General features: G+C 69.4%; 24 protein-coding genes and 2 pseudogenes. 15 read left to right on the plus strand and 11 right to left on the minus strand.

What is annotated here, in order from left to right; all coding sequences use genetic code 11:
* The coding region (locus GOAMI_RS09995; RefSeq protein WP_006436370.1) for a LapA family protein at positions 1 to 425 on the minus strand (425 nt) is incomplete at its 3' end.
* A gap of 30 nt (positions 426 to 455) precedes the next feature.
* On the opposite strand from GOAMI_RS09995, the gene rlmN reads away from it, so the two are divergent.
* Positions 456 to 1,562, plus strand: coding sequence for a dual-specificity RNA methyltransferase RlmN (rlmN, locus tag GOAMI_RS10000; protein WP_006436371.1), 1,107 nt, complete (start codon positions 456 to 458; stop codon positions 1,560 to 1,562).
* 82 nt (positions 1,563 to 1,644) lie between these two features.
* Here the strand turns inward: rlmN and GOAMI_RS10005 are convergent, their stop codons facing one another.
* A complete protein-coding gene (locus GOAMI_RS10005) occupies positions 1,645 to 1,926 on the minus strand; it encodes a DUF2631 domain-containing protein (RefSeq protein ID WP_006436372.1) in 282 nt (93 codons plus the stop codon).
* Between the two features lie 114 nt (positions 1,927 to 2,040).
* On the opposite strand from GOAMI_RS10005, the gene puuE reads away from it, so the two are divergent.
* The 6 genes from puuE to GOAMI_RS10035 all read left to right on the plus strand — a co-directional run bounded on the left by puuE (position 2,041) and on the right by GOAMI_RS10035 (position 9,553).
* Entirely contained in the window at positions 2,041 to 3,030 is a 990-nt protein-coding gene (gene puuE, locus GOAMI_RS10010) for an allantoinase PuuE (RefSeq protein ID WP_006436373.1), read from the plus strand.
* A 36-nt stretch (positions 3,031 to 3,066) separates the two neighbouring features.
* Entirely contained in the window at positions 3,067 to 4,239 is a 1,173-nt protein-coding gene (dxr, locus tag GOAMI_RS10015) for a 1-deoxy-D-xylulose-5-phosphate reductoisomerase (protein ID WP_006436374.1), read from the plus strand.
* 17 nt (positions 4,240 to 4,256) lie between these two features.
* The gene (locus GOAMI_RS10020; protein ID WP_006436375.1) at positions 4,257 to 5,483 is read left to right on the plus strand and encodes a M50 family metallopeptidase; all 1,227 of its coding nucleotides are present in this window, start codon (positions 4,257 to 4,259) and stop codon (positions 5,481 to 5,483) included.
* A gap of 62 nt (positions 5,484 to 5,545) precedes the next feature.
* Positions 5,546 to 6,733 (plus strand): flavodoxin-dependent (E)-4-hydroxy-3-methylbut-2-enyl-diphosphate synthase, encoded by a 1,188-nt coding sequence (gene ispG, locus GOAMI_RS10025; protein WP_006436376.1) that lies wholly within the window; start codon positions 5,546 to 5,548, stop codon positions 6,731 to 6,733.
* 63 nt (positions 6,734 to 6,796) lie between these two features.
* Positions 6,797 to 7,633 (plus strand): GNAT family N-acetyltransferase, encoded by an 837-nt coding sequence (locus GOAMI_RS10030; protein ID WP_040004737.1) that lies wholly within the window; start codon positions 6,797 to 6,799, stop codon positions 7,631 to 7,633.
* 81 nt (positions 7,634 to 7,714) lie between these two features.
* A complete protein-coding gene (locus GOAMI_RS10035) occupies positions 7,715 to 9,553 on the plus strand; it encodes a penicillin-binding transpeptidase domain-containing protein (RefSeq protein ID WP_006436378.1) in 1,839 nt (612 codons plus the stop codon).
* On the opposite strand, the gene GOAMI_RS10040 is transcribed toward GOAMI_RS10035, so the two are convergent.
* From GOAMI_RS10040 to GOAMI_RS10050, 3 genes are read right to left on the minus strand one after another with little or no spacing between them, the layout of a single operon-like run.
* Complete coding sequence (locus tag GOAMI_RS10040; protein ID WP_006436379.1) at positions 9,550 to 10,338, minus strand: heme ABC transporter ATP-binding protein; 789 nt, start codon at positions 10,336 to 10,338, stop codon at positions 9,550 to 9,552. The genes GOAMI_RS10035 and GOAMI_RS10040 overlap by 4 nt on opposite strands.
* Entirely contained in the window at positions 10,335 to 11,435 is a 1,101-nt protein-coding gene (locus tag GOAMI_RS10045) for a FecCD family ABC transporter permease (RefSeq protein ID WP_006436380.1), read from the minus strand. The genes GOAMI_RS10040 and GOAMI_RS10045 overlap by 4 nt, the downstream gene beginning before the upstream one ends.
* Positions 11,432 to 12,439 (minus strand): heme/hemin ABC transporter substrate-binding protein, encoded by a 1,008-nt coding sequence (locus GOAMI_RS10050; RefSeq protein ID WP_006436381.1) that lies wholly within the window; start codon positions 12,437 to 12,439, stop codon positions 11,432 to 11,434. The genes GOAMI_RS10045 and GOAMI_RS10050 overlap by 4 nt, the downstream gene beginning before the upstream one ends.
* Positions 12,440 to 12,583: 144 nt before the next feature.
* Here GOAMI_RS10050 and map point away from each other — a divergent pair, with 144 nt between their 5' ends.
* Positions 12,584 to 13,447 carry a type I methionyl aminopeptidase gene (gene map, locus GOAMI_RS10055; RefSeq protein WP_006436382.1) on the plus strand — a complete coding sequence of 288 codons (864 nt, stop codon included), beginning with the start codon at positions 12,584 to 12,586 and terminating at the stop codon, positions 13,445 to 13,447.
* Between the two features lie 16 nt (positions 13,448 to 13,463).
* On the opposite strand, the gene GOAMI_RS23885 is transcribed toward map, so the two are convergent.
* The 4 genes and pseudogenes from GOAMI_RS23885 to GOAMI_RS23900 form a co-directional block, all read right to left on the minus strand.
* Positions 13,464 to 13,742 (minus strand): RCC1 domain-containing protein, encoded by a 279-nt coding sequence (locus tag GOAMI_RS23885; RefSeq protein WP_006436383.1) that lies wholly within the window; start codon positions 13,740 to 13,742, stop codon positions 13,464 to 13,466.
* A gap of 24 nt (positions 13,743 to 13,766) precedes the next feature.
* A pseudogene (locus GOAMI_RS23890) lies at positions 13,767 to 14,000 on the minus strand (protein kinase domain-containing protein); the annotation flags it as partial.
* A gap of 85 nt (positions 14,001 to 14,085) precedes the next feature.
* A pseudogene (locus tag GOAMI_RS23895) lies at positions 14,086 to 14,613 on the minus strand (RCC1 domain-containing protein); the annotation flags it as partial.
* A complete protein-coding gene (locus GOAMI_RS23900) occupies positions 14,501 to 15,688 on the minus strand; it encodes a serine/threonine-protein kinase (protein ID WP_376740340.1) in 1,188 nt (395 codons plus the stop codon). The pseudogene GOAMI_RS23895 and the gene GOAMI_RS23900, both read right to left, overlap by 113 nt.
* A 110-nt stretch (positions 15,689 to 15,798) precedes the next feature.
* Here GOAMI_RS23900 and GOAMI_RS10065 point away from each other — a divergent pair, with 110 nt between their 5' ends.
* Together GOAMI_RS10065 and GOAMI_RS10070 are read left to right on the plus strand one after the other, a co-directional pair.
* Positions 15,799 to 17,376: a cobyric acid synthase gene (locus GOAMI_RS10065; protein WP_174324724.1), complete on the plus strand. Its 1,578-nt coding sequence runs from the start codon at positions 15,799 to 15,801 to the stop codon at positions 17,374 to 17,376.
* A gap of 13 nt (positions 17,377 to 17,389) precedes the next feature.
* A complete protein-coding gene (locus tag GOAMI_RS10070; RefSeq protein WP_006436386.1) occupies positions 17,390 to 18,193 on the plus strand; it encodes an alpha/beta fold hydrolase in 804 nt (267 codons plus the stop codon).
* Here the strand turns inward: GOAMI_RS10070 and mtr are convergent.
* Both mtr and GOAMI_RS10080 read right to left on the minus strand, forming a co-directional pair.
* Entirely contained in the window at positions 18,190 to 19,587 is a 1,398-nt protein-coding gene (gene mtr / locus GOAMI_RS10075) for a mycothione reductase (RefSeq protein ID WP_006436387.1), read from the minus strand. The genes GOAMI_RS10070 and mtr overlap by 4 nt on opposite strands.
* Entirely contained in the window at positions 19,584 to 20,660 is a 1,077-nt protein-coding gene (locus GOAMI_RS10080) for an alpha/beta hydrolase (protein ID WP_006436388.1), read from the minus strand. The genes mtr and GOAMI_RS10080 overlap by 4 nt, the downstream gene beginning before the upstream one ends.
* A 150-nt stretch (positions 20,661 to 20,810) precedes the next feature.
* Here GOAMI_RS10080 and mqo point away from each other — a divergent pair, with 150 nt between their 5' ends.
* From mqo to GOAMI_RS10105, 5 genes are read left to right on the plus strand one after another with little or no spacing between them, the layout of a single operon-like run.
* The gene (gene mqo / locus GOAMI_RS10085; RefSeq protein WP_006436389.1) at positions 20,811 to 22,337 is read left to right on the plus strand and encodes a malate dehydrogenase (quinone); all 1,527 of its coding nucleotides are present in this window, start codon (positions 20,811 to 20,813) and stop codon (positions 22,335 to 22,337) included.
* A 32-nt stretch (positions 22,338 to 22,369) separates the two neighbouring features.
* Entirely contained in the window at positions 22,370 to 22,861 is a 492-nt protein-coding gene (locus GOAMI_RS10090) for a GNAT family N-acetyltransferase (protein WP_006436390.1), read from the plus strand.
* Positions 22,858 to 24,771, plus strand: coding sequence for a VWA domain-containing protein (locus GOAMI_RS10095; protein ID WP_006436391.1), 1,914 nt, complete (start codon positions 22,858 to 22,860; stop codon positions 24,769 to 24,771). Before GOAMI_RS10090 ends, GOAMI_RS10095 begins: the two co-directional genes overlap by 4 nt.
* A gap of 24 nt (positions 24,772 to 24,795) precedes the next feature.
* Positions 24,796 to 25,413: a cob(I)yrinic acid a,c-diamide adenosyltransferase gene (gene cobO, locus GOAMI_RS10100; RefSeq protein ID WP_006436392.1), complete on the plus strand. Its 618-nt coding sequence runs from the start codon at positions 24,796 to 24,798 to the stop codon at positions 25,411 to 25,413.
* Entirely contained in the window at positions 25,407 to 26,852 is a 1,446-nt protein-coding gene (locus GOAMI_RS10105) for a cobyrinic acid a,c-diamide synthase CobB (RefSeq protein WP_006436393.1), read from the plus strand. The genes cobO and GOAMI_RS10105 overlap by 7 nt, the downstream gene beginning before the upstream one ends.
* The last annotated feature ends 14 nt before the right edge of the window (positions 26,853 to 26,866 follow it).

Below are 26,866 nucleotides of genomic sequence, written 5' to 3' on the forward strand. Positions count from 1 at the left end.
CCGGCGGCCTTCTTCAATGCCCGACGCAACTGCAGCATGCGGAGTCCGCCGACCAGGGCGACGATCAGCGCACCCGCGATCGCGGCGATCAGCAGGCTCACGCCCAGCGGGAGATTGACCTCCCAGAAGAGCAACTCGATCCGCTGACTCTCCAGGTTCTGCACGATGAACACCAGCAGCAGGACCAGGATGATCGCCCCGATGACCACGCCGAACCACGTCGCGCGCGTACGGGTGTGCTCGACGTCGGCGACGGTCTGCCGCAGGCGGTCGCGCTCGGCGAGGACGGCGTCGGGGTCGTCGCCGGCCGCTGCCGGGGTCGGTGGCACGGGCGCGGGATCAGAGGCGGACGCGGAGCCGGGCTCTCCCCGCGAACCCCACTGCGGGACCGGGTTCCCGCTTCGGCGGTGATCGGGTGTGGTCATGGGTTCATCATGACATGCGACAATGGGTCGATGACCTCATTACCGCTGGTGTTCGACGCGCCCAAACGCGGGCTGCCGCCGACACACTTCGCCGATCTCGACGCCGCCGGCCGCGTCGCGGCGCTGGCCGAAGTGGGTCTCCCGAAGTTCCGGGCCAACCAGTTGGCCCGGCAGTACTACGCCCGCCTCAACGGCGACGTCGAGGAGATGACCGATCTGCCCGCGGCGTCCCGCGACGCCGTGCGCGAGAAGCTGTTCCCGCAGCTCCTGACGCCGGTCCGGCACATCTCGTGCGATGACGACTCCACCCGCAAGACGCTGTGGCGACTGCATGACGGCACTCTCCTGGAGAGCGTGCTGATGCGATACACCGAGCGCAACACCCTGTGCATCTCCAGTCAGGCGGGCTGTGGCATGGCCTGCCCGTTCTGTGCGACCGGCCAGGGCGGTCTCGACCGCAACCTGTCGACGGCCGAGATCGTCGACCAGGTGCGGGCCGCCGCCCGCGCCCTTCGTGACGGTGAGCTCGGCGAGCCGGGTCGCCTGTCGAACGTCGTGTTCATGGGTATGGGAGAGCCGCTCGCCAACTACAAGCGCGTGGTCAGCGCGGTCCGGCAGATCACCTCGCCGGCACCCGACGGGCTCGGCATCTCGGCGCGGTCGGTGACCGTCTCGACCGTCGGTCTCGCACCGTCCATCCGGCGCCTCGCCGACGAGGGGCTCGCGGTCACGCTGGCCGTGTCCCTGCACACGCCCGACGACGAGCTGCGCGACACGCTCGTCCCGGTGAACAACCGCTGGTCGGTGGCCGAGGTCCTCGAGGCCGCACGCTATTACGCCGACACCACCGGACGCCGCGTCTCCATCGAGTACGCCCTGATCCGCGATGTCAACGATCAGCCCTGGCGCGCCGATCTCCTCGGGCAGAAGCTGCACAAGGCGCTCGGGTCCCTCGTGCACGTGAACCTCATCCCGCTCAACCCGACACCCGGCTCGGAGTGGGATGCCAGCCCCAAGCCGGTGGAACGTGAGTTCGTGCGCCGCGTCCGCGAGCAGGGCGTGTCCTGCACCGTGCGCGACACCCGTGGTCAGGAGATCGCCGCGGCGTGCGGGCAGCTCGCCGCGGAAGAGCGCTGAGCGGGCGAGACGCAACCAGGACACGAAAAACGCCGAGCGGCCAGGCCGCTCGGCGTTTCTCGGGGTCTTGGTCAGTGGTGGTTCAGGACCACTTGCCGCGGTTCATCCACCAGCCGCGTACGACGAAGAACAGGACGCCGGCCGCAAACGCGATGAGCCAGATGTCCTCGACATGACCGGTGTGGTTACCGATGAGCATGAACAGCAGGAAGGCCGCGAAGAAGAGGGCGGCACCGTAGAAGGTCTTCGTCGCCGATCCGAACCAGCCGAAGCGGGCGGACGGTGCATCGGCGGGCTCACGGCGCCAGCCGGTGTCGATGACCTCGGCGTGTCCGCCAGTGTGCTCCACATCGGTGCTTGCCACAGCCACTCCTCACAGCGCGGGTCGTCAGATGTCTGACGAACGGTAGTAGTTCCCGATCAGCATAGCGGCACAGTGATCTCGGAGACCGAGCCCGGTCGGTGATTCGATGACAGAATGCGGCTCATGGCTTCGTCCGACTTCCGCGCGGGCCCGAGCGCGGGCCGTTCCCTCGCCGACTTCCGCACCGAGAACTATCCCCGCGACATGGTCGGATACGGTTCCACGCCACCGGACCCGCAGTGGCCCGACGGCGCGAAGATCGCCGTCCAGTTCGTGCTCAACTACGAGGAGGGTGGCGAGAACAACGTCCTCGAGAACGACCGCGGCAGTGAGACGTTCCTGTCGGAGATGGTCGGCGCTCAGGCGTTCCCGAACCGGCACATGAGCATGGAGAGCATGTACGAGTACGGGTCGCGGGCCGGGGTGTGGCGCGTCCTGCGGACGTTCTCGCGGCGCGGGCTGCCGCTGACGATCTTCGCGGTGTCCCAGGCGATGGCCCGCAACCCCGAGGTGGCGGCCGCCTTCGTCGAGCGCGGCGACGAGATCGCCTGTCACGGATACCGATGGCTCAACTACCAGCTCATCGACCCCGAGGTCGAGCGCGAGCACATGCGGGCCGGCATCGAACTGCTGACCGAGATCACCGGCGAACGACCCCGCGGCTGGTACACCGGCCGGGATTCGCCGAACACCCGGCGGCTCGTCGTCGAGCAGGGCGGATTCACCTACGACTCCGACAGTTACGCCGACGACCTGCCCTACTGGGTGAAGGTCCCGCGCGGCGACGAACTCGTCGATCACCTCGTCGTGCCCTACACGCTCGACACCAACGACATGCGGTTCGCCTCACCCGGCGGATTCCCGTCGGGTGAGCAGTTCTTCGCGCATCTGCGCGATGCCTTCGACGTGCTCTACCGGGAGGGCGTCGAGGGGGCGCCGAAGATGCTGTCGGTCGGACTGCACTGCCGTCTCGTCGGCCGGCCGGCACGACTGGCCGCACTGGAACGGTTCCTCGATCACATCCAGTCCCACGACGACGTCTGGGTCACCCGACGCATCGACATCGCCGACCACTGGCGGCAGACCCATCCAGCGGAGCACTGACGGAAGGTGCACCCGACCGGCTGACACAATGGATACGTGCCCACACGTGTGTTGATCCTCGGTTCCACCGGTTCCATCGGCGTCCAGGCGCTCGAGGTGATCGCGGAACATCCCGATCGCTTCGAGGTCGCCGGCCTCGGGGCGGGCGGCGGAAATCTCGACCGGCTGGCCGAACAGGCCGCTGCCTTCGGCGTCCCCGCCACGCGGTTGGCCGTGGCCGACGCCGCCCGCGCCTCCGAACTGTCGGAGCGTCTCGGGGCGCCCGTGCTCGGCGGACCAGACGCCATGTGCGACCTCGTCGACGCCGTCACCGCGGAGACCGGCGTCGACGTCGTGCTGAACGCCGTCGTCGGATCGATCGGCCTGGCACCCTCGCTCGCCGTCCTCCGGACGGGCGCGCGCCTCGCGCTCGCGAACAAGGAGTCGCTCGTCGCCGGCGGGTCGCTGGTCCTCGACGCGGCGGCGCCCGGACAGATCGTGCCGGTGGACTCGGAGCACTCGGCGATCGCCCAGTGCCTGCGCGCCGGGACCGCCGCCGAGGTGGACCGACTGGTCCTCACCGCGTCGGGTGGACCGTTCCGCGGATGGAGCGCAGAACAGCTCGAGGAGGTGACCCCCGAGCAGGCCGGCCGCCATCCGACCTGGTCCATGGGCCCGATGATCACCCTCAACTCGGCGACGCTGGTCAACAAGGCCCTGGAGGTCGTCGAAGCGCATCTGCTCTTCGGCGTCGACTACGACCACATCGACGTGACCGTCCATCCGCAGTCGATCGTGCACTCGATGGTGACCTTCGTCGACGGTGCGACCGTCGCCAAGGCCTCCCCGCCCTCGATGAAACTGCCCATCGCGCTGGCGCTGGGCTGGCCGGATCGCGTACCCGGGGCGTCGACCGCCTGCGATTTCTCCACCGCCTCCGCGTGGACGTTCGAACCCGTCGACGACAAGGTGTTCCCGGCGATCGAGCTCGCCCGGACGGCCGGACGGGGCGGGGGGAGTCTGACGGCGGTGTACAACGCGGCGAACGAGGCGGCTGCCGAGGGCTTCTTCGCAGGTGCGATCCGATTCCCGCGCATCGTCGAGATCATCGGTGAGGTGCTCGGCGAGGCAGATCAGTGGCGTGTCGCGCCAGGTACTGTGGAGGAGGTCTTCGCCGCCGATCGGTGGGCCCGGGAACGCGCAGCTCAGCTGGTCGCGGCCGCTGTGTAGCTGGATGGAGTGAGTACGTGAGTTTCGCGATCGGTGTCACGCTCTTCGCGTTGGCGCTGTTGCTGTCGGTGGCCTGGCATGAGTGCGGTCACATGTGGGCCGCACAGGCCACCGGCATGAAGGTGCGTCGCTACTTCGTCGGCTTCGGACCCACGATCTGGTCCACGCGCCGCGGCGAGACCGAATACGGACTCAAGGCGATCCCACTCGGCGGCTTCTGTGACATCGCGGGCATGACCCCGCACGAGGAGCTCGCCGCCGACGAGCAAGACCGGGCGATGTACAAGCAGAAGGCCTGGAAACGCCTCGTCGTCCTGTTCGCCGGTCCCGCGCAGAACTTCATCCTCGGTTTCGTCCTGATCATCATCGTCGGCCTGAGTTTCGGACTGCCCGACCTCAGCCCGCCGCCGACCCCGGCCAAGGTCGCCGAGACCCAGTGCGTGTCGTCGACGATCACCATCTCCGGCGGTGAGCAGACCAACTCGCCGTGCACCGGCGGCGGTCCCGCGGCAGCGGCGGGCCTGCGGCCGGGGGACGAGATCGTGGCCGTCAACGGACAGCCCGTCGGCCAGGCCTCCGACCTGACCCCGGTCATCCGGGAATCGAAGGGCCCGGTCGTACTGACCGTCGACCGCGGCGACGAACGACTCGAGCTGACCATGACCCCCGAACCGGTCACGGTGACCGCGACCCGGTCCGATGGCACGACCGAGACCGTCAACTACAACATGGTCGGCATCGCCTACGACGCCCCACCGGCGATCAAGGACTTCAGCGGCTTCGACGTCATCCCGGGCGCCTTCGTCTTCACCGGCGACCTGATCAAGGAGACGTGGAACGCGCTCCTGTCGCTGCCCACCAAGATCGGTGCACTCTGGACCGCGGTGACCGGTGGCGAACGCGCCCTCGACACCCCGGTCAGCGTCTACGGCGCCTCGGTGCTCGGCGGCCAGGCGGTCGAACGCGGCCTGTGGGACATGTTCTGGATGCTGCTGATCAGCATCAACTTCTTCCTCGGCCTGTTCAATCTGGTCCCGCTGCTCCCGCTCGACGGCGGACACATGGCGATCGTCGGCTACGAGAAGGGCCGCGACACCGTCCGTCGCTGGTTCGGACGGGCCCCCGGCGCCGCCGTCGACTACTACAAACTCCTCCCGATCACCTACGCCGCGGTGGTGGTGATGGCCGGGTTCATGGTGCTCACGCTCACCGCCGACATCATCAACCCGATCAATCCGTGGTGACCTCCCACAACGAATCCCCAGCAGAGACCCGACAGCCCACCCGAATCACAGAGGTGAATCAGATGAACGCCCCGACTCCTGCCAACGCCGTGCCGATCGGACTCGGCATGCCGGCCGGACCCCCGCCGGTGCTGGCTCCGCGCCGCAAGACCCGGCAACTGTTCGTCGGCTCCGTCGGCGTCGGCAGCGACCACCCGATCTCGGTGCAGTCGATGACGACCACGAAGACCCACGACATCAACGCGACCCTGCAGCAGATCGCCGAGCTGACCGCGTCCGGCTGCGACATCGTGCGCGTGGCGTGCCCGCGACCCGAGGACGCCGAGGCGCTGCCGATCATCGCCAAGAAGTCCAAGATCCCGGTCATCGCCGACATCCACTTCCAGCCGAAGTACATCTTCGCAGCGATCGACGCCGGCTGTGCGGCGGTGCGCGTGAACCCGGGCAACATCAAGGAATTCGACGGCCGCGTGAAAGAGGTCGCGAAGGCCGCGGGCGAGGCCGGCATCCCGATCCGCATCGGCGTCAACGCGGGCTCCCTCGACAAGCGCATCCTGCAGAAGTACGGCAAGGCGACGCCCGAGGCGCTCGTCGAGTCGGCGCTGTGGGAGGCGAGCCTGTTCGAGGAGCACGGCTTCGGCGACATCAAGATCTCGGTCAAGCACAACGACCCGGTGATCATGGTCGAGGCCTACCGCCAGCTGGCCGCCCAGTGCGACTACCCGCTGCACCTCGGCGTCACCGAGGCCGGTCCGGCGTTCCAGGGCACCATCAAGTCCGCCGTCGCCTTCGGCGCGTTGCTGAGTGAGGGCATCGGCGACACCATCCGGGTGTCGCTGTCGGCGCCGCCGGCCGAGGAGATCAAGGTCGGCGATCAGATCCTGCAGTCGCTCAACCTGCGTCCCCGCAAGCTCGAGATCGTGTCCTGTCCGTCGTGCGGCCGCGCCCAGGTCGACGTCTACAAGCTGGCCGATGAGGTGACCGCCGGTCTCGAGGGCATGGAGGTCCCGCTGCGCGTCGCGGTCATGGGCTGCGTGGTGAACGGGCCGGGTGAGGCCCGCGAGGCAGACCTGGGCGTCGCCTCCGGAAACGGCAAGGGACAGATCTTCGTCAAGGGCGAGGTCATCAAGACCGTCCCGGAGGCGCAGATCGTGGAGACCTTGATCGAAGAAGCGCTGCGGATCGCCGAGGAAACAGGGGAAACTGGAGACGGCACGCACGTAGGCCCGCCTGTGGTCACCGTCTCCTAGGCCCTGCATCTCGGACCGAACAGGCGCTGCGCGAGTCCCTTGTCAGGGAAGTGAGGAGCGGTGGTGCTGAAGCTACTGGGCGACAAACCGCTCGGCGCGCGTGACGCGGCTGCCGTCGAACGCGTGCTCATGTCCGACCCGGTCGCGATGTGCATGGTCGCCGCGAGGTTCGAGACGCACGGCATCAACCCGCGGCTGCTCGGTGGGGAGCTCTGGACCGCACAGGACCCTTCGACATCGCTGTGCTTCTCCGGCGCCAACCTGATCCCGCTGATCGGGTCCCCCGACGACCTCGACCACTTCTCCGACCGCGCGGTCGCCGCACCTCGTGCCTGCTCGTCGATCGTCGGCCGGGCCGACCTGGTGCTGCCGATGTGGCAGCAGATCGAACCCGTGTGGGGGCCGGCGCGCGAGGTGCGGCCGGTCCAGCCGCTGCTGGTCCTGACCGGATGCCCGGCGGTCCCGTCGGATCCGGCCGTGCGGCTGGTCACCCTCGATGACCTCGACGCATACATGCCGGCCGCGATCGACATGTTCATCGGCGAGGTCGGCGTCGATCCCACTGCCGGCGACGGCGGGCGTTCGTACCGCAGACGACTGTCCTCGCTCATCTCGGCACAACGGGTTTTCGCGCGTTTCGACGGCCCCGACGTCGTGTTCAAGGCGGAGATCGGGTCGCTGTCCCGGCGGGTCGGCCAGATCCAGGGTGTGTGGGTGTCGCCGGAACGACGCGGCGAGGGTCTCGGCCTGGGCGGCACCGCCGCGGTCGCCGAGGCGGTTGCCGCCCACGGGCGACTCCCCAGCCTGTACGTCAACAGCTTCAACGAGACGGCTCGAGCGGTGTACGACCGCATCGGGTTCACCGAGGTCGGCACCTTCGCCACTGTCCTCGTCGACTGATCCGATCCCGTCTCAGGTCACAGCGAGACCTCCCGCGTGGCTACCGGGGATCGGTGCGTCGCAGCCATAGACTCGACCGCGATGTGGCGCACGAGAACTCGATGGACCCCGGCGGTGATCGTCGCGGTCTGTGCTGTCGTGATCACCGCCACCGCCGCCTGTTCCTCCTCGGAGGACGACGGTCCGCGCGGGGCCGCCGAACGATTCCTCGAGGCGTACTCGCAACAGGAACTCGACGCGGCCGCCGCCCTCACCGACGTGCCGCAGACCTCGCGGTCGGCGATGGAGTCGGCGTGGTCGGGACTGGCCGCCGAAGAACTCGAGACGAAGGCCGGTCGGGTACGCGTCACCGGTGACACGGCCGAGGTGCAGGTCGGCTACACGTGGACGCTCCCGCGCGGCCGGGACTGGTCCTACGACGCGACCCTGCGCATGGGCCGATCCGACGCCGGCTGGGCGGTTCGTTGGGCGTCGACCGCGATCCACCCGAAACTCGGCGCCGATCAACGCCTCTCGCTGCAGATCATCGAGGCGCCGCGGGCGACGGTCAACGAGGCCGACGGTTCGGAGGTCATGGTCAACGGCACCGTCGTCGGCGTGAACTTCGATGCCGGAGAGGCCACCGAGCAGGGTGCTTCGGTGGCGACCTCGGTCACGAGCGCGGTCGGCGTGCTGCGCCGGCTCAACCCGGATCTCGACGAACAGCTGATCACCGAACAGGTCACCTCGAGTCGCCGGCAGTATCCGCTGGCCCGCCTGTCGCACGCCCAGTTCGACCGGCTCCGCGACCAGCTCGCGATCCCCGGTGTCGTCACCAACGAACAGGCCGAGCTGGTTCCCAAGGACCCCAAGTTCGCGCCGGCACTGCTGACCGAGGTCAAGAAGGTCGTCGACGGCGAGGTCGCCGGGCGTGCCGGCTGGCGCGTGGTCTCGGTGAACCCCAACGGACTCGACGCCGCCGTGCTCGCCGACCACGACCCCGACCCGTCGCCGGCGGTGTCGCTCAGCCTGTCGCGGACGGTGCAGAACGCGGCGCAGCGAGCAGTCAACGCCACCAACAGGTTCCAGGTCGCGATGGTCGTCGTGCAGCCGTCCACCGGTCGCATCCTCGCCGTCGCGCAGAACCCCGCCGCGGACACGCAGGGGCCGATCGCGACGACCGGCCTGTACCCGCCGGGTTCGACGTTCAAGATGGTCACCGCCGCGGCCGCGATCAACCGCAAGATGGCCGGGCCCGATTCCGTCGTGGGTTGCCCGGGGGAGGTCCAGATCGGACCGCGTCTGATCCCGAACTACAACGGCTTCGCGCTGGGCACCGTGTCGATGCTGCAGGCGTTCGCCGCGTCGTGCAACACCACTTTCGCCAAGCTCGCCAGCCAGATGGGACCGTCCGATCTCGCCCACGCGGCCGCGGCGATGGGGGTCGGCCAGCAGTACACGATCGCCGGACTCGACGCGGTGTCCGGATCGGTGCCCATCGAGAACGAACTGGTCGCACGGAGCGAGGACGGTTTCGGGCAGGGGAAGGTGCTGGTGTCGCCCCTCGGACTGGCGCTCGTCGCTGCGACCGTCGCCAACGGTGTCAAAACGCCGGTGCCGCAACTGATCCTGGACAAGCCCACCAAGGTCGAAGGCCCGACCCCGACGATGCCGCCCGAGGTCTATCAGCAACTGCGGCCGATGATGCGGGCGGTGATCACCAGCGGTACCGCGTCGGTGATCGACGGTCGCGGAGCGGTCTTCGGGAAAACCGGCGAAGCCGAGTTCGAGGGCGGGTCGCACGCCTGGTTCGCGGGGTACCGCGGCGACATCGCCTTCGCGACGCTCGTGGTCCGTGGTGGCGACTCGAACAACGCCGTCGCCGTCACCCGCGACTTCTTCGACGGGCTGGGGCCGGGTTACGCGGTCCGCACGCCCTAACGGCGTTCGGGCAGGATCACCCGGCGGCCGCCGTGGTCGATGACCTCGACCGGATGGTCGTAGGTACGGCTCAACAGCTCGGCGGTCATCACCTCGTCGGTGGGGCCGACGGCCAGCAGCTCCCCGTGCTTCATGACCGCCACCCGGTCGGCGTAGGCGGCGGCCAAGGTCAGGTCGTGCACCACGAGCAGCACGGCGTTTCCGGCGTCGCGATGAACACGCAGGATCTCGAGGACCTGCTCCTGGTGGTGGATGTCGAGTGCGGCGGTCGGCTCGTCGAGCATCATGACCGGCGTGTCCTGGGCCAGGGCCCGCGCCAGCGACACCCGCGCCTGCTGCCCGCCGGACAGCTGGGCGAAGGGCCGGTCGACGATGTCGGCGAGTTCGCACAGGTCGACGGCGTCGGCGATGACCGCGGGGGAGTCGGCGGCCTTCGGGGTCCGCAGCCAGGGGTAGCGCCCCATGGCGACGACCTCGGCGACGGTGAACGGGGTGTCCACCCGGTTCTGTTGGGTGACCACACTGCGGTGACGCGCGAGCTCTCGCAACGAGGTGGTGGCGACGTTGCGGCCGTCGATCGTCACGCGGCCACTGTGGGGGCGGCGCGTACCGGACAACACCGACAGCAGCGTCGACTTGCCGCACCCGTTGGGCCCGACCAGTGCGACGAGCTCGCCGGGATGGACCTCGAGGGAGACGCCGCGCACGACCTCGCGCCCGCCGAGTTCGACCCGGATGTCCTCGGCCGCGATCCCCGGCGTCCCGACGGCACGTGCGGCGGTCACCAGCCGGCTCCCGCGTGACGACTACGGCGCAGCAGGATGAAGAAGACGGGCCCGCCGATCAGCGAGGTGAACATGCCGAGGGGGAGATCGGCGTCGCCGAGCATCGTGCGGGCCGCGAGATCGGCGCCGGTGATGACGAGCGCGCCGCCGATCACGCTGGTGGGCAGCAGGATGGAATGTTTGGGTCCGACGATCAGCCGCATCACGTGCGGGACGACCAGGCCGACGAAGGCGATGATGCCGGCGAAGGCGACGGCCGCGGCGGTGAGGACCGCGGTCAGCACGATGGCCTGGCGTCGAACGGATTCCACGTTGACGCCCAGGGACGCCGCCTGGATCTCGCCGAGGGCGAGGAGGTCGAGCTTGTGGACGAGCAGTGCGCAGGCGGCAACACCTCCGATGACCAGCGGTGCCACCACCCAGATCTCGCTCCAGGTGCGGCCGGCCAGCGATCCCAGCTGCCAGAAGATGATCTGCTCGCGGGCGGCGGTGGAGGCGACGAAGGTCAGGAAGGCGATGACGCCCGCGGCGAAGGCGTTCACCGCGATGCCGGTGAGCACCAGCATGATCGCCGACGACGATCCGTCGCGCAGCGAGAGGAGGTAGACCGCGGCGGCGGTGACGAGACCGAAGAGGAAAGCGGCCCCGGCCAGTGCCCAATTCCCGCCGGCCCCACCGACTCCCGCTGTGCCGCCGGCCAGGACGATGACCAGGCAGGCGCCGACGGCCGACCCGGAGGACACCCCGATGATGCTCGGTTCGGCGAGGGGATTGGCCAGTACGCCCTGCAACAGACAGCCCGCAGCGCCGAGGGCGGCACCGACGAAGAGCCCGAGCACGATCCGCGGGAACCGCACGTTCCACAGAGCCCCCTCACCGTTGGGGTGCGAGGGCAGCGGCCCGATCTCGAGATGAAAGTGGTGGGCGATGCTGCCCAGGACCTCCAGCGGCGGGATCTCCACCTGACCGATTCCGGCGGAGACGATCGCCAGCGTCGCGGTGGCGATCAGCATCACGACCACCACGGTGAGGTTGCGGACCCGGTGCGAGCGGCCGATGGGCGGCGCGGTCGTGGCGTCGGCGGTCTGGACGCTCACGTGTAGATCGCCTTCGCCAGGGCCGCGAGCACCAGGCCGACGTCGGGGCCGAAGGCGAGGATCTTGCTCTCGTCGATCTGCACGACGCGGCGGTTGCGACCGGCCTCGGTGTCGGCGACTCCGGGAAGGGTGAGCACTCCGTCCGGACCGCCTACCGTGTCCGCGCCCTGTGTCATGACGATCAGGACGTCCGGGTCGGCGGTGATCATCGCCTCCGCGGTGATGGCGGTGAAGGCGCCGGTGAGCTGCGCGGCCTCGCCGGCATCCCGGCCACGTAGTTCGGCGATCAGATCATCGGCGCCCGAACCGGGTCCCGCGAGGAGCAGGAGATTGCGGCCGCGGATGTAGAGAAAGGCCATCGTCGGGTCGCCGGAGGGGTCGGGGACGAGATCGCGGGCCGCCTCGATCTGCGCATCGGTGCGTTCGACGAGCTTCTCACCGGCCGCGGGGACACCGAGCGCCTCGGCGACCGACCGCATCAACGTGTCGTTGGACGCGAGGTCGCGGATGGCGGGGAAGACCACCACGGTGACACCGGAGTCGCGGATCTGATCCACCGCGGTCGCCGGGAACCTCGATTCGCTGACCAGCAAGAGCGTCGGCGCAAGCGCCAGAACGGATTCGGCGTTGAGGCTGTGGCCGCGGTTGGTCACCACGGGGAGACCGACCGCGGACGGGAACGCCGTCGAGGTGTCGCGGCCGACGACGTGGGAGCCCAGACCGAGCGCGAAGACGATGCTGCCTAGGGTGCCGCTGATGTCGGCGGCGATGATCCGGCTGGTGTCGGTGACGGTGACCGGTCCGTAGCGCACCGAGTCGACGGTGACCGGCAGCGTCGAGGTCGGGTCGTCCTCGACGGGTGTCACGTCGGTGTCGTCGAGGACAGCCGTCTGTGGGCCGTTGCGCAGGTGGGCTCCGGGAGAGTGCCGGTCCTGTTCGATCGGGGTGACGAAGCACGCCGAGACGGTCAACGCGGTGAGGACCACCACCAGCCAGGTCCGCACCGATCTGATCGACGCGCCCACCGCCACCACCTTCGATTCGGGTTCCGACGCTCAACGGCGCGGATGTCTTAGGGCGAGCTTAGTTGTCGCGTCCGGGTCGTCCGCGCGCCGGTCCGCTTCGGAGGAGGTGGATAAAGTGGTCGCATGCCAGTTCGCAGCGCCCTGACTCCCGGTACCCCTACGCCGATCCGGACCGTGCCCGACTCCATCGAGCGGCCGGAGTACGTGTGGAAGCCGACGGTCGCCGAGGGACACGAACCATGGGTGCAGACCCCCGAGACCATCGAGAAGATGCGCCTCGCCGGCAAGATCGCCGCCAATGCGCTCGCCGAGGCGGGCAAGGCCGTCGCACCCGGCGTGACGACCGATGAACTCGACCGGATCGCCCACGAGTACATGGTTGATCACGGCGCCTACCCGTCGACGCTGGGCTACAAGGACTTCCCGAAGTCGTGCTGCACGTCGCTCAACGAGGTGATCTGTCACGGCATCCCGGATTCGACCGTCATCGCCGACGGCGACATCGTCAACATCGATGTCACCGCCTACATCGACGGCGTCCACGGCGACACCAATGCGACCTTCCTCGCCGGGGACGTCGAGCAGGAGGTCGTCGATCTCGTCGAGCGCACCCGCATCGCCACCGAGCGGGCGATCAAGGCGGTCAAGCCGGGTCGCGAACTCAACGTCGTCGGACGAGTCATCGAGTCGTACGCGAACCGCTTCGGCTACACCGTCGTCCGTGACTTCACCGGTCACGGCATCGGGGAGACCTTCCACAACGGGCTCGTCGTGCTGCATTACGACGAACCCAACGTCGACACCGTCCTCGAACCGGGCATGGTGTTCACCATCGAGCCGATGATCAACCTCGGCGGGCTGGCCTGGGAGATGTGGGACGACGGCTGGACGGTCGTCACCGCGGACCGGAAGTGGACCGCGCAGTTCGAGCACACCCTCGTGGTCACCGAGGACGGCGCGGAGATCCTGACCCTGCCGGACGCCTGATCCGGGGCCCGCCTGATCAGGCGGGGAAGCGCACGGCCTGCGGCTCGTTGCTCGTCGTGGTGGTGCCGTTGCCGAGCTGGCCCTTGCCGTTGAGTCCCCAGCAATACATCCCGGAACCGGCGACCGCACACACGTTGGCCGAGCCGGTGGTGATCGCGGTGACGCCGGACAAGCCGTTGACCCGGTCCGGCGCGTGGTCGGGAAGCGCGCTCCGCGAACCCCAGCAGTAGGCGGAACCGCCCGCCGCGGCGCACGCGCCGTAACCCGCGGTCGAGACCTGCGTCGCGCCCCGCACGTCGATCGGCGTCGGCCGCAGCCGGTTGACCTCGGTGCCGTCGCCGAGCTGCCCGGACTCGTTCTCCCCCCAGCAGAAGACGGTGCCCGAGGCGCCGCCCGAGCCGTCGGCGACCGCGCAGGTCGAGTAGAGACTCGTGCTGATCGAGGTGGGGGAATCGAGGTCGAGCTTCGTCGGAACCGCCCGGTTGGTGGTGGTGCCGTCGCCGACCTGCCCGTCGGCGTTGTTGCCCCAGCAGTAGGCGGATCCCGCCGCGATGGCACAGGTCGTCGTGTGCGCGGACGAGACCCGCCGTCACGTCGGACAGGCCCGGGACCCGCGTCGGCACCGGGACCGACGCGCCCGTGCCCGCGCCGGTCTGCCCGTTGAGGTTGTTCCCCCAGCAGTACAGGTCGCCCGAACTGATCGCGCAGGTGGTGAGGCCGACCGAGACCGCGCTCACATCGCCGAGACCGGACACCTTGGTCGGCAGCGTGACCTGCCGGCCGGACTGTCCGGCGCCGTGGCCCCAGCAGTACAGGTCACCCGAGGCGATCGCGCAGGTCTTGCCGAGCCCACCCATACTGACCGCCGACACCTCGTCGACGCCGGACACCTTCGCCGGTCGCGAGCGGTCTGTCGTGGAGCCGTCGCCGAGCGTGCCGTACTGGTTCCCGCCCCAGCAGAACAGCTCACCGCCACGCACCGCGCAGGTACTGTCGCCGCTCGAGGCGATGGACTCGAGATCACCGCCCGAAGCGGGTGTGGCGTCGGCCGATTCACCGGTCGAGGAGGTCGAGGACCCCGAGGCCGTGGTCGCCGGGGCGTCGTCGGAACCGAGAAGGACGATCGCGGTGACGACGAGCGCCAGGACGAGGACGAACGCACCCACCCCGACACCCACGAACAATCCCGTTCGCTTCTGCGGCCGGGGTGGGCCCCCGGGCGGTGGGTTGAAGCCGCCGGCGAAGGCCGGGGCGGGGGTGTGCGGGTTGTAGCCGAGCGGATGCGTCCGAGGGGGTTGCCGGGTCTGCGGGTAGCGCTGCGCGGGTGGCTGGGCCCGTGGGGGGAACGCAGGTGCCGGGGTGGTGGGCGCGGCTCGGCGCGGGCCGGTCGCGGCCGCCCGCTCGAGGGCGGTCGCGAACTCTGCGCACGACGCGTACCGGTCGCCGGGCCGTTTGGCCAGCGCCCGGGCGAAGACCGCGTCGAGGTGTGCCAGTGCCGGATCGAGGTCCGAGGGCCGGGATACGGGTGAGTTCACATGGCCGGAGATGAGTGCCATCGGCGTCGTGCCCGGGAACGGCTGACTGCCGGTGAGGAGCTGGAAGGGTGGTGCAGGCCAGGGCGTACTGGTCCGAGGCGGGGATCGCGGCCTCTCCGGTGAGCAGTTCGGGAGCGGCGTAGGCCAGCGTGCCCACGAACAGGTTGGTCGCCGTCATCTTGTTCCCGTCGACGAGGCGGGCGATGCCGAAGTCGAGGACGGTCACGCGGCTGATGCGGCCATCCGGTCCGCGGGCGACGACGATGTTCGCCGGCTTGATGTCTCGGTGGATGACCCGCTGACCATGTGCGTAATCGAGGGCGTCGGCCACGCGGCCGGCGATGGTGACGACCTCGTCGACGGGCATCGGGCCGGCGCCGGTGAGGTCCTTGCCATCGAGGTAGGTCATCGAGAACCACGGGCTGCCGTTCTCCACACCGTGGGTGTAGACGGTGACGATGCCCGGGTGATCGAGGGCCGCCGCGGTACGGGCCTCGTTGCGGAACCGCTCGTGGAAGCTCGGGTCCGAGGGGTTGGGCGAGATGATCTTCAGGGCCTCACGGCGGCCCAGCGTCGGATGTTCGACGAGCCAGACCTGACCCATGCCGCCGCGTCCCAGCAGAGAGATGACGCGATACCCGGCGAACGTCGCCCCGGGTTCCACGATCTGCACGCCCGACGACCCCCGTTCCCGACCTGCCCTCACGGGCTCTCCCGACCACGCCCTCGCAGGCGTTGACGTCACTGTAACCAGCGTGGGCGGGTCGCGAGGTGAGTGGTGGTTCGTGTGAACGACGCCACCACTACGCTGTCGTGGTGGCCGATCTCGGTGGGGCGTTGCTGATTGGCGGGACCAGCAGTGACGCCGGTAAGAGTCTCGTCGTCGCAGGCCTGTGCCGTGCCCTGGCGCGCGACGGTGTCCGGGTCGCGCCGTTCAAGGCGCAGAACATGTCGAACAATTCCGTGGTCACCCCCGACGGTGGTGAGATCGGACGCGCCCAGGCGCTGCAGGCCTTCGCCTGTGGCCTCGAACCCTCGACGCGCTTCAATCCCGTGCTGCTGAAACCCGGCAGCGACCGACGTTCGCACGTGGTGCTGCGCGGGCGTCCCGCCGGTGACGTCGGCGCGCGCGACTACCTGACCTGGCGGTCTCGGCTGCGTGAGGTAGTCGCCGAGGAGCTCGCCGCGCTCCGCCGCGACTTCGACATCGTTCTCTGCGAGGGCGCGGGATCGGTCGCCGAGATCAACCTCCGCGACAGCGACATCGCCAACATGGGCCTCGCCCGATCCGCACGACTCCCGGTGCTGCTGGTCACCGACATCGATCGCGGCGGTTCCCTGGCCTCGCTGTTCGGTACCACCGCGATCCTCGAACCCGCCGATCAGGCGCTGATCGCGGGTTACGTCATCAACAAGTTCCGCGGCGACCCGACGATTCTCGAACCCGGACTACAGCAGGTCCGGGCGATCACCGGTCGTCCCACACTCGGCGTCGTGCCGTTCGCCGACGATCTCTGGCTCGACGCCGAGGACTCCCTGTCCGCACCCGTCGGGCGGCGGGTCGGCCCCCCGCTCGAGCCGGCTCGTTCACGCGCGCGGCTCCGCGTCGCCGCGATCCGGTTGCCGCGGATCTCGAACTCCACCGATGTCGAGGCGCTCGCCTGCGAACCCGGCGTCGACGTCACCTGGGTCGACGACCCGGGTAGCGTCGCTGCGGCGGACCTGGTGGTGATCCCCGGTACCCGTGCCACGGTCGCCGACCTGACCTGGATGCGCGATCGCGGGATCGCCGACGCGGTCACCGACCGCGCGGCACGAGGTGCCCCGACCATCGCCGTCTGCGGCGGCTTCCAGATGCTGGCCCGCACCATCGACGACGCGATCGAATCCGGCCGTGGCCGCGTCGACGGACTCGGCGTGTTCGACCTCGACATCGCCTTCGCGGCCGACAAGACGTTGCGGCAGGTCACCGGCACCGGCGGCGGGGGAGAGGCCATCGGCGGCTACGAGATCCATCACGGCCGCGTGGTCGGGTCGCGGGAGGACACCTGGATCGTCGACGACGTCGCCGGGCCGGAGGGGGCCGTGCGAGGTGCCGTTCGTGGGACGCACTGGCACGGACTGCTGGCCAATGACGCATTCCGCCGCCGGCTGCTCACCGAGGTGGCCGGCGAAGCCGGGGTCGCAGACTTCCGGGTCGCCGGGGACACCGAGGTCGAGGCGATCCGACGACGTCAGGTCGACACGATGGCGGATCTGGTGAGCGAGCACCTCGACCTCGACGCGGTGATGCATCTCATAGCGAACGGACCCCCGGCCTCGGCGCCGGTCATCCGCCACCAACTCGACGACCGCACCGGCCGGTCCCAGACGCTATCGTGGCCCAATGACTGAAGATCAGCGTCAGGTGACCGTCAACGGCCTCACCTTCGACGTCCGGATCGGGGGCCCGGATCAGGGCCCCTGGGTCCTGCTGCTTCACGGATTCCCGGTCAACGGAACCTGCTACGACGCGGTGCTTCCCCGACTCCACGAATCGGGTCTGCGCACGCTGGTCCTGAACCAGCGCGGTTACAGCCCGGGCGCGCGACCGCCGGCCGTCGAGGACTATCACCTCAGCCATCTGGTGTCCGACGTCATCGGGGTGCTCGACGAACTGAAGGTCGGATACGCGATCCTCGTGGGACACGACTGGGGCGGCATCGTCGCGTGGCATCTGGCCGGCAAGTACCCCGACCGATTCACCGGGCTCGTGGTCGCGAGCACCGGCCACCCTTCGGCGATGCGGGACGCACTCGCGGCGAGCGATCAGCGCGAACGATCCTCGTACATCCTCGATTTCGTCGCCGATGGCGCCGAGGAGAAGCTGCTCGCCGACGACGGCGCGAAGCTGCGGGCCGCCGGTGTGACCGCCGACGAACTCGCCCCGTTGCGTGAACCGGGCGCGCTGACAGCTGCGCTGAACTGGTACCGGGCCAACTTCGTCGGCGACATCAAGGGGACCATGGCGTGCCCGCCGGTGGAGATCCCGACGACCCTGCTCTGGAGCGACGCCGACCCCGCGCTCGGCCGGGAGCAGGCGCAGGGCAGCGGCCGATACGCCTACTCCGACTTCCGGTTCTGCGAACTCGCCGGCGTCGACCACTGGATCCCGCAGAACGCCCCCGCGGCCCTCGCCAGCGAGATCGCCCTGCGGTCGACGGTGTTCTAGATCTCCAGGCCGAGGAGCGCGTTCTCGAGGACCTCGGGCATCGCCGGGTGAATCCAGTACTGGCCCTTGGCGACCTCGAGCGCGGTCTGGCCGAAGGACATCGCCTGGATGACGGGCTGGATCACGGTCGGTGCCTGCGGGCCGAGGATGTGCGCGCCGAGGATCTTGCCGGTGCCGCGTTCGGCGATCACCTTGCAGAACCCGGTGGTGTCCTCCATCGCCCAGCCGTAGGCGACGTCGCCGTAGGCCTGGACCTTCACCGTGATGTCGTACCCGGCGTCGCGTGCCTCGTCCTCGGTCAGGCCGACCGAAGCGATCTGCGGGTGCGTGAAGACGGCCGCGGGGACGAATCGATGGTCGAACTCGATGAGATCGTCGGCGTCCCACCCCTTCAGCAGGTTGGCCTGCACCACCCGCTCCTCGTGGTTGGCGACGTGCTTGAGCTGATACGGCGAGCTGACGTCGCCGAGCGTCCAGACCCCGCGCGCGGCGGTGCGGCCGTGGGCGTCGCAGCGCACGCGACCCTCCTCGTCGAGTTCGACGCCGATCGAGGACAGATTGAGGCGGTCGCCGTTGGGCTTTCGGCCGGTCGCGACGAGCAGGACGTCGGCCTCCAGCTGGGCCCCGTCCGAGAGCTGTAGGCGTACGCCGCCGTCGGGCAGGTTCTCCGCACCGGAGATCCCGGCGTGGAGGTGGACGTCCCACTTGTCCTTGGCCACCTGCGTGAAGCGGTTGGAGATGTCGGCATCCTGCTTGCGCAGCAGGGCGGGTCCGCGGGCGATGATCGACACCTTGGCTCCGAGCGCACCGAAGACGTGCGCGAATTCGGCTGCGATGTAACCGCTTCCGACGATGATCAGCCGCTCGGGCAGCTCCGGGAGCCGCATGACGTCGTTGTTGGTGTAGTACTTCACGCCGGAGTCGGCGATGACCGGCGGGATGACCGGCCGTGAACCGGCGGCCAGGACGACCTCGCGAGCGAGAACCGTCGCGCCGTCCGCGGTGACGAGACGGTAGCGGCCGTCCTCGTCACGGCCGTCGAACTCCACGTGCGAGCTGTAGACGGTGATGTTCTCGCAACGGTCGACGCGATACTCCTTGCCGCCCTCGGAGATCGGGTCGATCCGCCCGAAGACACGCTCGACGATGCCGGGCCAGTCCACCGAGTCGACCTTGGCGTGCACGCCGAGCCGCGCGCCCTGCGTGGCGACCTCGGCGACCTCGGCCGCGTAGACGAACATCTTGGTCGGGATGCATCCGACATTGAGGCAGGTGCCGCCGTAGACCCCCTCCTCGAAGATGGCGATCGTCGTGTCGGCGTAGCGCTCGTCGGGGATGGAGTTGCCGCTGCCGGAGCCGATGATGGCCAGGTCGACGACCTGCGTGGCGGTCATAGGATGCTCTCTTTTCTGGTGGGTTCCGATGCGTCGGTGCCGGAAGAGTCGGTGGCCGGACGGATGGTGTGCGTCAGCCAGGTGTCGACCTCGCGATAGGCCTGTTCACGTGCGTGCGTCACGGAGAGGAAAACATCGTGGCGGGCGTCGAGGATGGGGACCGTCGACACGCGTCCCCCGAGGCATCCGCTCCAGCGGGCGATCTGCCGGACGTCGAGGACGGCGTCGGCGCGATCGGTGGACGCCGAATAGGTCTTCGCGAAATGTGTCTTGTCCGAACGTAATACGAGCGTCGGTGTGCCGACGTCGATACCGTGATGCAGGTGACGCTGCCCGCTGCGGACCGCGTCGAGAAAACCGAAGGTGACGGGGAAGCCGCCCATCGGCTTGAGGGCGAGGTCGTAGGTCCACTCGCCGTACGCACTCTCGTGGAGACTCTCGCCATATGCAGAGGACAGCTCCTGCGGGATCACCCGGGTCGGGGACACCGCGGCGATCGCCTTGATGAGCATCGTCACCGGCAGCGTCCGCAGCACGGCATCACCCTGGAGATCGAACCACGGTGAGTTGAGCAGCAGGCCGTCGACGAGGGCGTGGCGGTCCGGGTTCTGCTCACGCAACCGGTCCAGCCACAGCGCGGTGATCAGGCCACCCGTCGAATGTCCGGCGATGATCATGCGGGTGTCCGCACCGACCTCCTCGGCGATCAGCGCCAGTGCGAGGCCGAGCTCCTCGTCGTAGCGGGCGAGATCCGTGGTGAAGTGGGCGGTGTGGTGCGCCTCCCGCGACCGTCCGCATTTGCGCAGGTCGATCGCATAGAACGCATAGCCGCGGTCGGTGAAGAAATCGGCCAGCGGCTCATGGAAGAAGTAGTCGGTGAAGCCGTGGACATAGAGCACCGCGCCGGCCACGGGGCGGTGACCCGCGATCCGCGCACCCGCCTCGGCACGGCGGATCAGGGTCGCGGTGACGGGGGACTCCCCGTCCGGATCGTCGCCCAGCGGGATCGTGCGGAGTTGGTAGTGGTCCAGGAAGCGGTCGGGTTGCCAGCCGGTGCCTGTGGATACGCTCACAGCAGCCAGCTTAGTGACCTGCCCGCGGGTCCATGGGGCCGTCGGGGTGTCGCGGATACCACAGTTGAGCAGCTCGATTCTGTGACAGAACGTGCCATGCTGGACAATGGCCGATGAAAAGATCGTTGATCAGCTTGAAGTGGAGTCCAGGTGTCGAAAACGGTGATCAAGACCGATGTGGCGTTGGTGGGTGCGGGCATCATGAGTGCCACCCTGGGAGCGCTGCTCCGGCAGCTGCAGCCCGATTGGTCGATCAGCCTGTTCGAACGGCTCGACGCGGCCGCCGCGGAGAGCAGCGACCCGTGGAACAACGCCGGTACCGGGCACTCGGCGCTCTGCGAGCTCAACTACACCCCCAAGACCGCCGACGGCGACGTCGACATCACCAAGGCGCTCAACATCAACGAGCAGTTCCAGGTGTCGCGCCAGTTCTGGGCACATGCTGTCGACAACGGCATCCTGGGTGATCCCTCGGAGTTCATCAACCCGATCCCGCATGTCGCCTTCACCCACGGCGAAGCCGGCGTGAAGTACCTGCGCAAGCGCTACGACAACCTCGCCGGCCAGACCCTGTTCGAGGGCATGGAGTTCATCGACGACCCCGCCGAGTTCACCAAGCGTCTCCCGCTGATGTCGGCCGGTCGCGACTTCTCCGACCCGGTCGCGCTGAACTGGTTCGACCAGGGCACCGACGTCGACTTCGGTGCGCTCACCCAGCAGCTGCTCAACTACGTCGCGCAGGGTGCCGACATCTACTTCGGTCACTCGGTGACCAACCTCTCGAAGCAGTCCGACGGCAGCTGGATCGTCAAGGTCCGCAACGGTCGCACCGGAGACACCCTGAAGGTCCACGCGAAGTTCGTCTTCGTCGGTGCCGGCGGCGGTGCGCTCCACCTGCTGCAGAAGTCGGGCATCAAGGAGGCCAAGGGCTTCGGCGGCTTCCCGGTGTCGGGTGAGTTCTTCCGCTGCACCAACCCCGAACTGATCGGCGAGCACCAGGCCAAGGTCTACGGTCAGGCCGCCGTCGGTGCGCCGCCGATGTCGGTGCCCCACCTCGACACGCGCGTCATCAACCACAAGCCGGGTCTGCTGTTCGGCCCGTACGCCGGTTGGTCGCCCAAGTTCCTCAAGTCCGGCAAGATCACCGACCTCCCCGCCTCGATCAAGCCCGGCAACCTGCTGCCGATGGTGTCGATCGCGCCGCAGGAGTTCGGTCTGCTCAAGTATCTCATCGGCGAGCTCGCCGCGAACAAGGCCGATCGCGTCAACACGCTGTCGGAGTTCGTGCCGCGCGCGCTCGGCGCGGATTGGGAACTCATCACCGCCGGCCAGCGTGTCCAGGTGATCCGCAAGACGGGTGTCGGGGGCAAGCTCGAGTTCGGTACGGCCGTCGTGACCTCCGAGGACGGCACCATGTCCGGCCTGCTCGGTGCGTCCCCCGGCGCCTCGACCGCGGTCCCGGCGATGTTGTCGGTGCTCGAGAAGTGCTTCCCGGCCGAGTACGCCGGCTGGTCGTCGAAGCTGACCGAGCTCATCCCGTCGTTCGGCCAGAAGCTCAATGGCAACCGTGACCTGTACCGACAGGTGTGGGACTGGACCAACAAGTCGCTGCGGCTGACCGGTCGTGACGCGAGCACCGTGGAGACCGACGCGCTCGCCCCCGCCACCGCGGGGTGATCCGCGGCGGTCATCTGTGCTAACCACGACACATGAGCCCGCAACCGCAGGAACATCAGCGACCACAGGTACATCGCAGTACGGCTGCCGACATCGACGCGGCGACGCTGTACCGGATCCTGAGGCTTCGGGTCGACGTCTTCGTCGTGGAGCAGGCCTGTCCGTACCCGGAACTCGACGGGCGTGACCTGGAGCCGACGACCCGCCAGTTCTGGATCACCGACAGCGGTGACGGTGACGTCGTGCTCGCGACCCTGCGTCTCCTCGACGAGCCGCCGGGTGCCGACGGCGGGCCCGTGTACCGGATCGGCCGTGCCTGTACGGATCGGGCTCATCGTGGCCGCGGTCTGGTCGCCCGACTTCTGACGGCCGCGCTGGACGAGGTCGGCGAGCACCCCTGCCGGATCGAGGCGCAGGCCTATCTGACCGAGATGTACGGAAAGTTCGGATTCGTCGTCGACGGCGACGAATACCTCGAAGACGGGATCCCACACGTGTCGATGCTCCGCCCCGGTTCGCGATGAGCGCGACCTCCGAGCAGACCCCGGTTCCGGTCCGCTACCCGTTCAGTGCGGTCGTCGGGCAGGACCGGCTCAAGCTCGCCCTCATCCTGTCCGCGATCTCACCGGGCATCGGCGGCGTGCTCATCCGCGGCGAGAAGGGGACCGCCAAGTCGACGATCGTGCGCGGGCTCGGACCGTTGATCGGTGGCGACGACGGGTCGGGACGCGTCGTCGAACTGCCGATCGGGGCCACCGAGGACCGCGTGATCGGTTCACTCGACCTGACCTCCGTGCTGCGCGACGGCCGCGCGGAGTTCACCCCGGGACTTCTCGCCCGGGCGCACCGGGGCGTCCTCTACATCGACGAGGTCAACCTGCTCGCCGATCATCTCGTCGACGTCCTGCTCGACGCCGCGGCCAGCGGACGCGTGACCATCGAGCGGGACGGAGTCTCCCATACGCAGGCAGCAGATTTCGTGCTCGTCGGCACGATGAACCCGGAAGAGGGAGAGCTGCGCCCGCAGCTGCTCGACCGCTTCGGTCTCGCGGTCGACGTCGCGGCCGGCAAGGACCTCGACGAACGAGTCGAAGTCGTCCGGCGGCGGATGGCGTTCGACGCCGACCCGGCCGGGTTCGCGGCGGAACACCTCGCCACCGAACACGAACTCGCACAGCGCATCGACGAGGCCCGCCGAGCGGTGGGCGGGGTCGAGGTCCCGACGCGCGAGCTGCGCCGGATCGCGGGCATCTGCGCGCACCTCGACGTCGACGGGCTCCGCGGCGACATCGTCGTGGCGCGGACCGCCGCTGCACACGCGGCCTGGCGCGGGGCGACCACGGTGTCCGAGGAAGACGTGCGGGCCGCGGTCGAACTCGCCCTGCCGCACCGCAGGCGCCGCAACCCGTTCGACGAATCCGGCCTGTCCACCGACCAGCTCGACGACGCGATGTCGGCCGGTCAGGACGCCGCCGGTCCCGAATCCCCCGAACCTCCCGACGACGACCCGACCCCGCCCGGCGGCCCGGACGGTGGCGCGGCCGCGCCGGGTGATACTTCGGAAACCTCTGAGGCGCAATCGGATTCAGAGACACAATCGCAACCGGTGCCGGGGCCGGCCTTCGGTGCCGCGCCGAAGGCGACGGGGCGTCGCGTACGCGCACTCCGCGTCTCCGGGGTGGGGGACGGAGACCCGGGACGCCGGTCGAAGGCGCGCAGCCGGCGCGGCCACACCACCCACGCGGTCGACTTCGAGGGCGGCCGGCCGGTGCACCTGTTCGCCACTGTGCTCGCCGCGGCGGGCCGCGCAGATGCCACCGCGGCGGGGCGTGCCGAACGCACTGCGCTCCGGATCGCCGCGAGTGACCTGCGCACCGCCGAACGCGTCGGACAGGAGGCGAATCTCGTTGTCTTCGTGGTGGACCTGAGCGGTTCGATGACCGCCCGGCGTCGGCTCACCGCGGTCGCGGAGCTGTGCGTGGAGATGCTGCGGGATTCCTACACGCGTCGCGACCGGGTCGCCGTCGTCGTCGCCCGCGGCGGTTCCGCGACACTGGCCGTGCCGCCCACCAAGTCGGTGGACATCGCGGTCCGCCGCCTCGCCGAGATCCGTACCGGCGGCCGTACGCCGCTGGCCGAGGGATTGACGCTGGCCGGTGACGTCGTCGAACGCTGCCGGCGCACCGAGCCGAACCGGCGGCCGCTCCTGGTGGTCCTCACCGACGGCCGGGCCACGTCGGGCCGGGACGCGCCCGCACGCGCGCGGCTTGCGGCGTCGGTGATCCGACGCCGCGGGATCGAGTCGGTGGTCGTCGACTGCGAGCAGGGGATGGTGCGACTCGGTCTCGCCGCCGATCTCGCCGGACACCTCGGCGCCGAGGTGCTGACCATGGACGAGCTGTCCGCGACCGCGCTGACCCGCGGCGCGGCCTGAGTCCGCCGAAGAAGGAGACAACCAGTGCCCCAGGGGGTTCCCGCGTCGGTTCCCGACGACGGTCTGACCACGCGCCAGCGCCGTAACCAGCCGGTTCTCGCCGTCCACACCGGAGGCGGGAAGGGAAAGTCCACCGCCGCGTTCGGGATGGCGATGCGCGCCTGGAACGCCGGGATGCGGGTCGCCGTCTTCCAGTTCGTCAAGAGTGCCAAGTGGAAGGTCGGGGAGGAGTCGGCGTTGCTGACCCTCGGGCAGTGCCACACCGACACCGGCGTGGGCGGCCCGGTCGAGTGGCACAAGATGGGCCAGGGCTGGTCGTGGTTGCGGGCCAACACCGAGCACGCCGACGACCACGCCGCCGCGGCGCGAGCCGGCTGGGCCGAGATCGCCCGTCGGCTCGACGCCGGCGAACACGACTTCTACGTCCTGGACGAGTTCACCTACCCGCTCGACTGGGGTTGGGTCGACACCGACGAGGTCATCGAGACCCTCGCCCGCCGCCCCGGGCGTCAGCACGTCGTCATCACCGGCCGACGCGCGCCGCAGAAGCTGATCGACGCCGCGGACCTCGTGACCGAGATGCGCAAGATCGCCCACCCGATGGATGCCGGCCGCAAGGGTCAGAAGGGCATCGAGTGGTAGCGGCCGCGGGCGGAGTGCCCACCGTCGTGATCGCCGCGCCGTCGTCGGGCAGCGGCAAGACGACGGTGACGACCGGCCTCATCGGCGCGTTGCGCGCGGCCGGTCACCGGGTGGCACCGTTCAAGGTCGGTCCCGACTACATCGACCCCGGCTATCACGCCGTCGCCGCCGGGCGTCCGGGCCGCAACCTGGACCCGAACCTGGTGGGCGAGGACCTGATCGCGCCCCTGTTCGCCCATGGCGCGGCCGGCGCCGACATCGCCGTCGTCGAAGGGGTGATGGGCCTGTTCGACGGCCGGATCACCAGCGATGAGGTCGGCGCGGCCGGCACCGACGCGCTGGGCATCGGCTCGACCGCGCACGTGGCGTCGATCATCGGTGCGCCCGTCGTGCTGGTCGTCGACGCCGGCGGACACAGCCAGTCCCTCGCCGCAGTGCTGCACGGGTTCCTGTCCTACGACTCCTCGGTGCACATCGCCGGGGTCATCCTCAACCGCGTCGGCTCGCCGCGGCACGAGATGGTGCTGCGCCAGGCGTGCGCCCGCGTCGGTGTTCCGGTGTTCGGAGTGGTGCGACGCGATCCGTCCCTGACCGTGCCGTCCCGCCACCTCGGACTGATCCCCGCGGCCGAACGCAGCGCCGACGCGGTCGCCGCGGTGGCGTCGATGACCGATCACTTGCGGGACTCCCTCGACCTCCCGGCGATCGTGGCCGCCGCGCGGCAGCGTCGTGTTCCCGACGCCGCACCGTGGTCGGCGGCCGAGGCACTCGCTCCCTATGTGGACGGCGCCCCGGCCCCGGCTGCGCGGCCCGTCGTCGCGGTCGCCGGGGGAGCGGCGTTCACCTTCGGTTATGCCGAACACGCCGAGATGCTGCGTGCCGCAGGCGCCGAGGTGGTCGCCTTCGACCCACTCTGTGACCGACTCCCCCCGGATACCGCCGGGGTGGTCATCGGTGGCGGCTTCCCCGAGGAGCACGCCGAGGAACTCGGCGCCAACGTCGAGCTGCGTGCCGACCTGCGTGCGCACGCGGCTGCCGGCCGGCCCATCCATGCCGAATGTGCGGGCCTGATCTATCTGGCCGAACACCTCGACGGCCGTCCCATGAGCGGTGTCCTCGACATCGCCGGCAGCTTCGGGCCGAGGCTGACGCTGGGGTACCGCGACGCGGTGGCCGTGTCCGACTCGGTGCTGTTCCGTGCCGGGGAGCGCGTCACCGGGCACGAGTTCCACCGCAGCACCGTGACGGCGGGGGAGGGAGCAGCGACGCCCGCCTGGGCGTGGCGCGATGCCGAAGGTCGAGGCGCCACGGACGGCGTCGTCACCACGGCGGTCCACGCGTCGTATCTGCATCTGCATCCGGCGGCCATCCCGGAGGCGCTGCACCGCTTCCTGGCCCGAGTAGGCTCCAGGTCGTGCACGATGCCGACCAACTGTTAGACGCAGGTTCCCCG

Source organism: Gordonia amicalis NBRC 100051 = JCM 11271, from assembly GCF_000332995.1.
In the GTDB taxonomy this organism is placed as follows: domain Bacteria; phylum Actinomycetota; class Actinomycetes; order Mycobacteriales; family Mycobacteriaceae; genus Gordonia; species Gordonia amicalis.

What these genes read in the sequence shown, in the direction of transcription:
- rlmN (WP_006436371.1), top strand. Translation starts at nt 456, where the DNA reads ATGACCTCATTACCGCTGGTGTTCGACGCGCCCAAACGCGGGCTGCCG.
- puuE (WP_006436373.1), top strand. Translation starts at nt 2,041, where the DNA reads ATGCGGCTCATGGCTTCGTCCGACTTCCGCGCGGGCCCGAGCGCGGGC.
- ispG (WP_006436376.1), top strand. Translation starts at nt 5,546, where the DNA reads ATGAACGCCCCGACTCCTGCCAACGCCGTGCCGATCGGACTCGGCATG.
- GOAMI_RS10035 (WP_006436378.1), top strand. Translation starts at nt 7,715, where the DNA reads ATGTGGCGCACGAGAACTCGATGGACCCCGGCGGTGATCGTCGCGGTC.
- map (WP_006436382.1), top strand. Translation starts at nt 12,584, where the DNA reads ATGCCAGTTCGCAGCGCCCTGACTCCCGGTACCCCTACGCCGATCCGG.
- mtr (WP_006436387.1), bottom strand. Translation starts at nt 19,587, where the DNA reads ATGACCGCCACGCAGGTCGTCGACCTGGCCATCATCGGCTCCGGCAGC.
- GOAMI_RS10090 (WP_006436390.1), top strand. Translation starts at nt 22,370, where the DNA reads ATGAGCCCGCAACCGCAGGAACATCAGCGACCACAGGTACATCGCAGT.
- GOAMI_RS10095 (WP_006436391.1), top strand. Translation starts at nt 22,858, where the DNA reads ATGAGCGCGACCTCCGAGCAGACCCCGGTTCCGGTCCGCTACCCGTTC.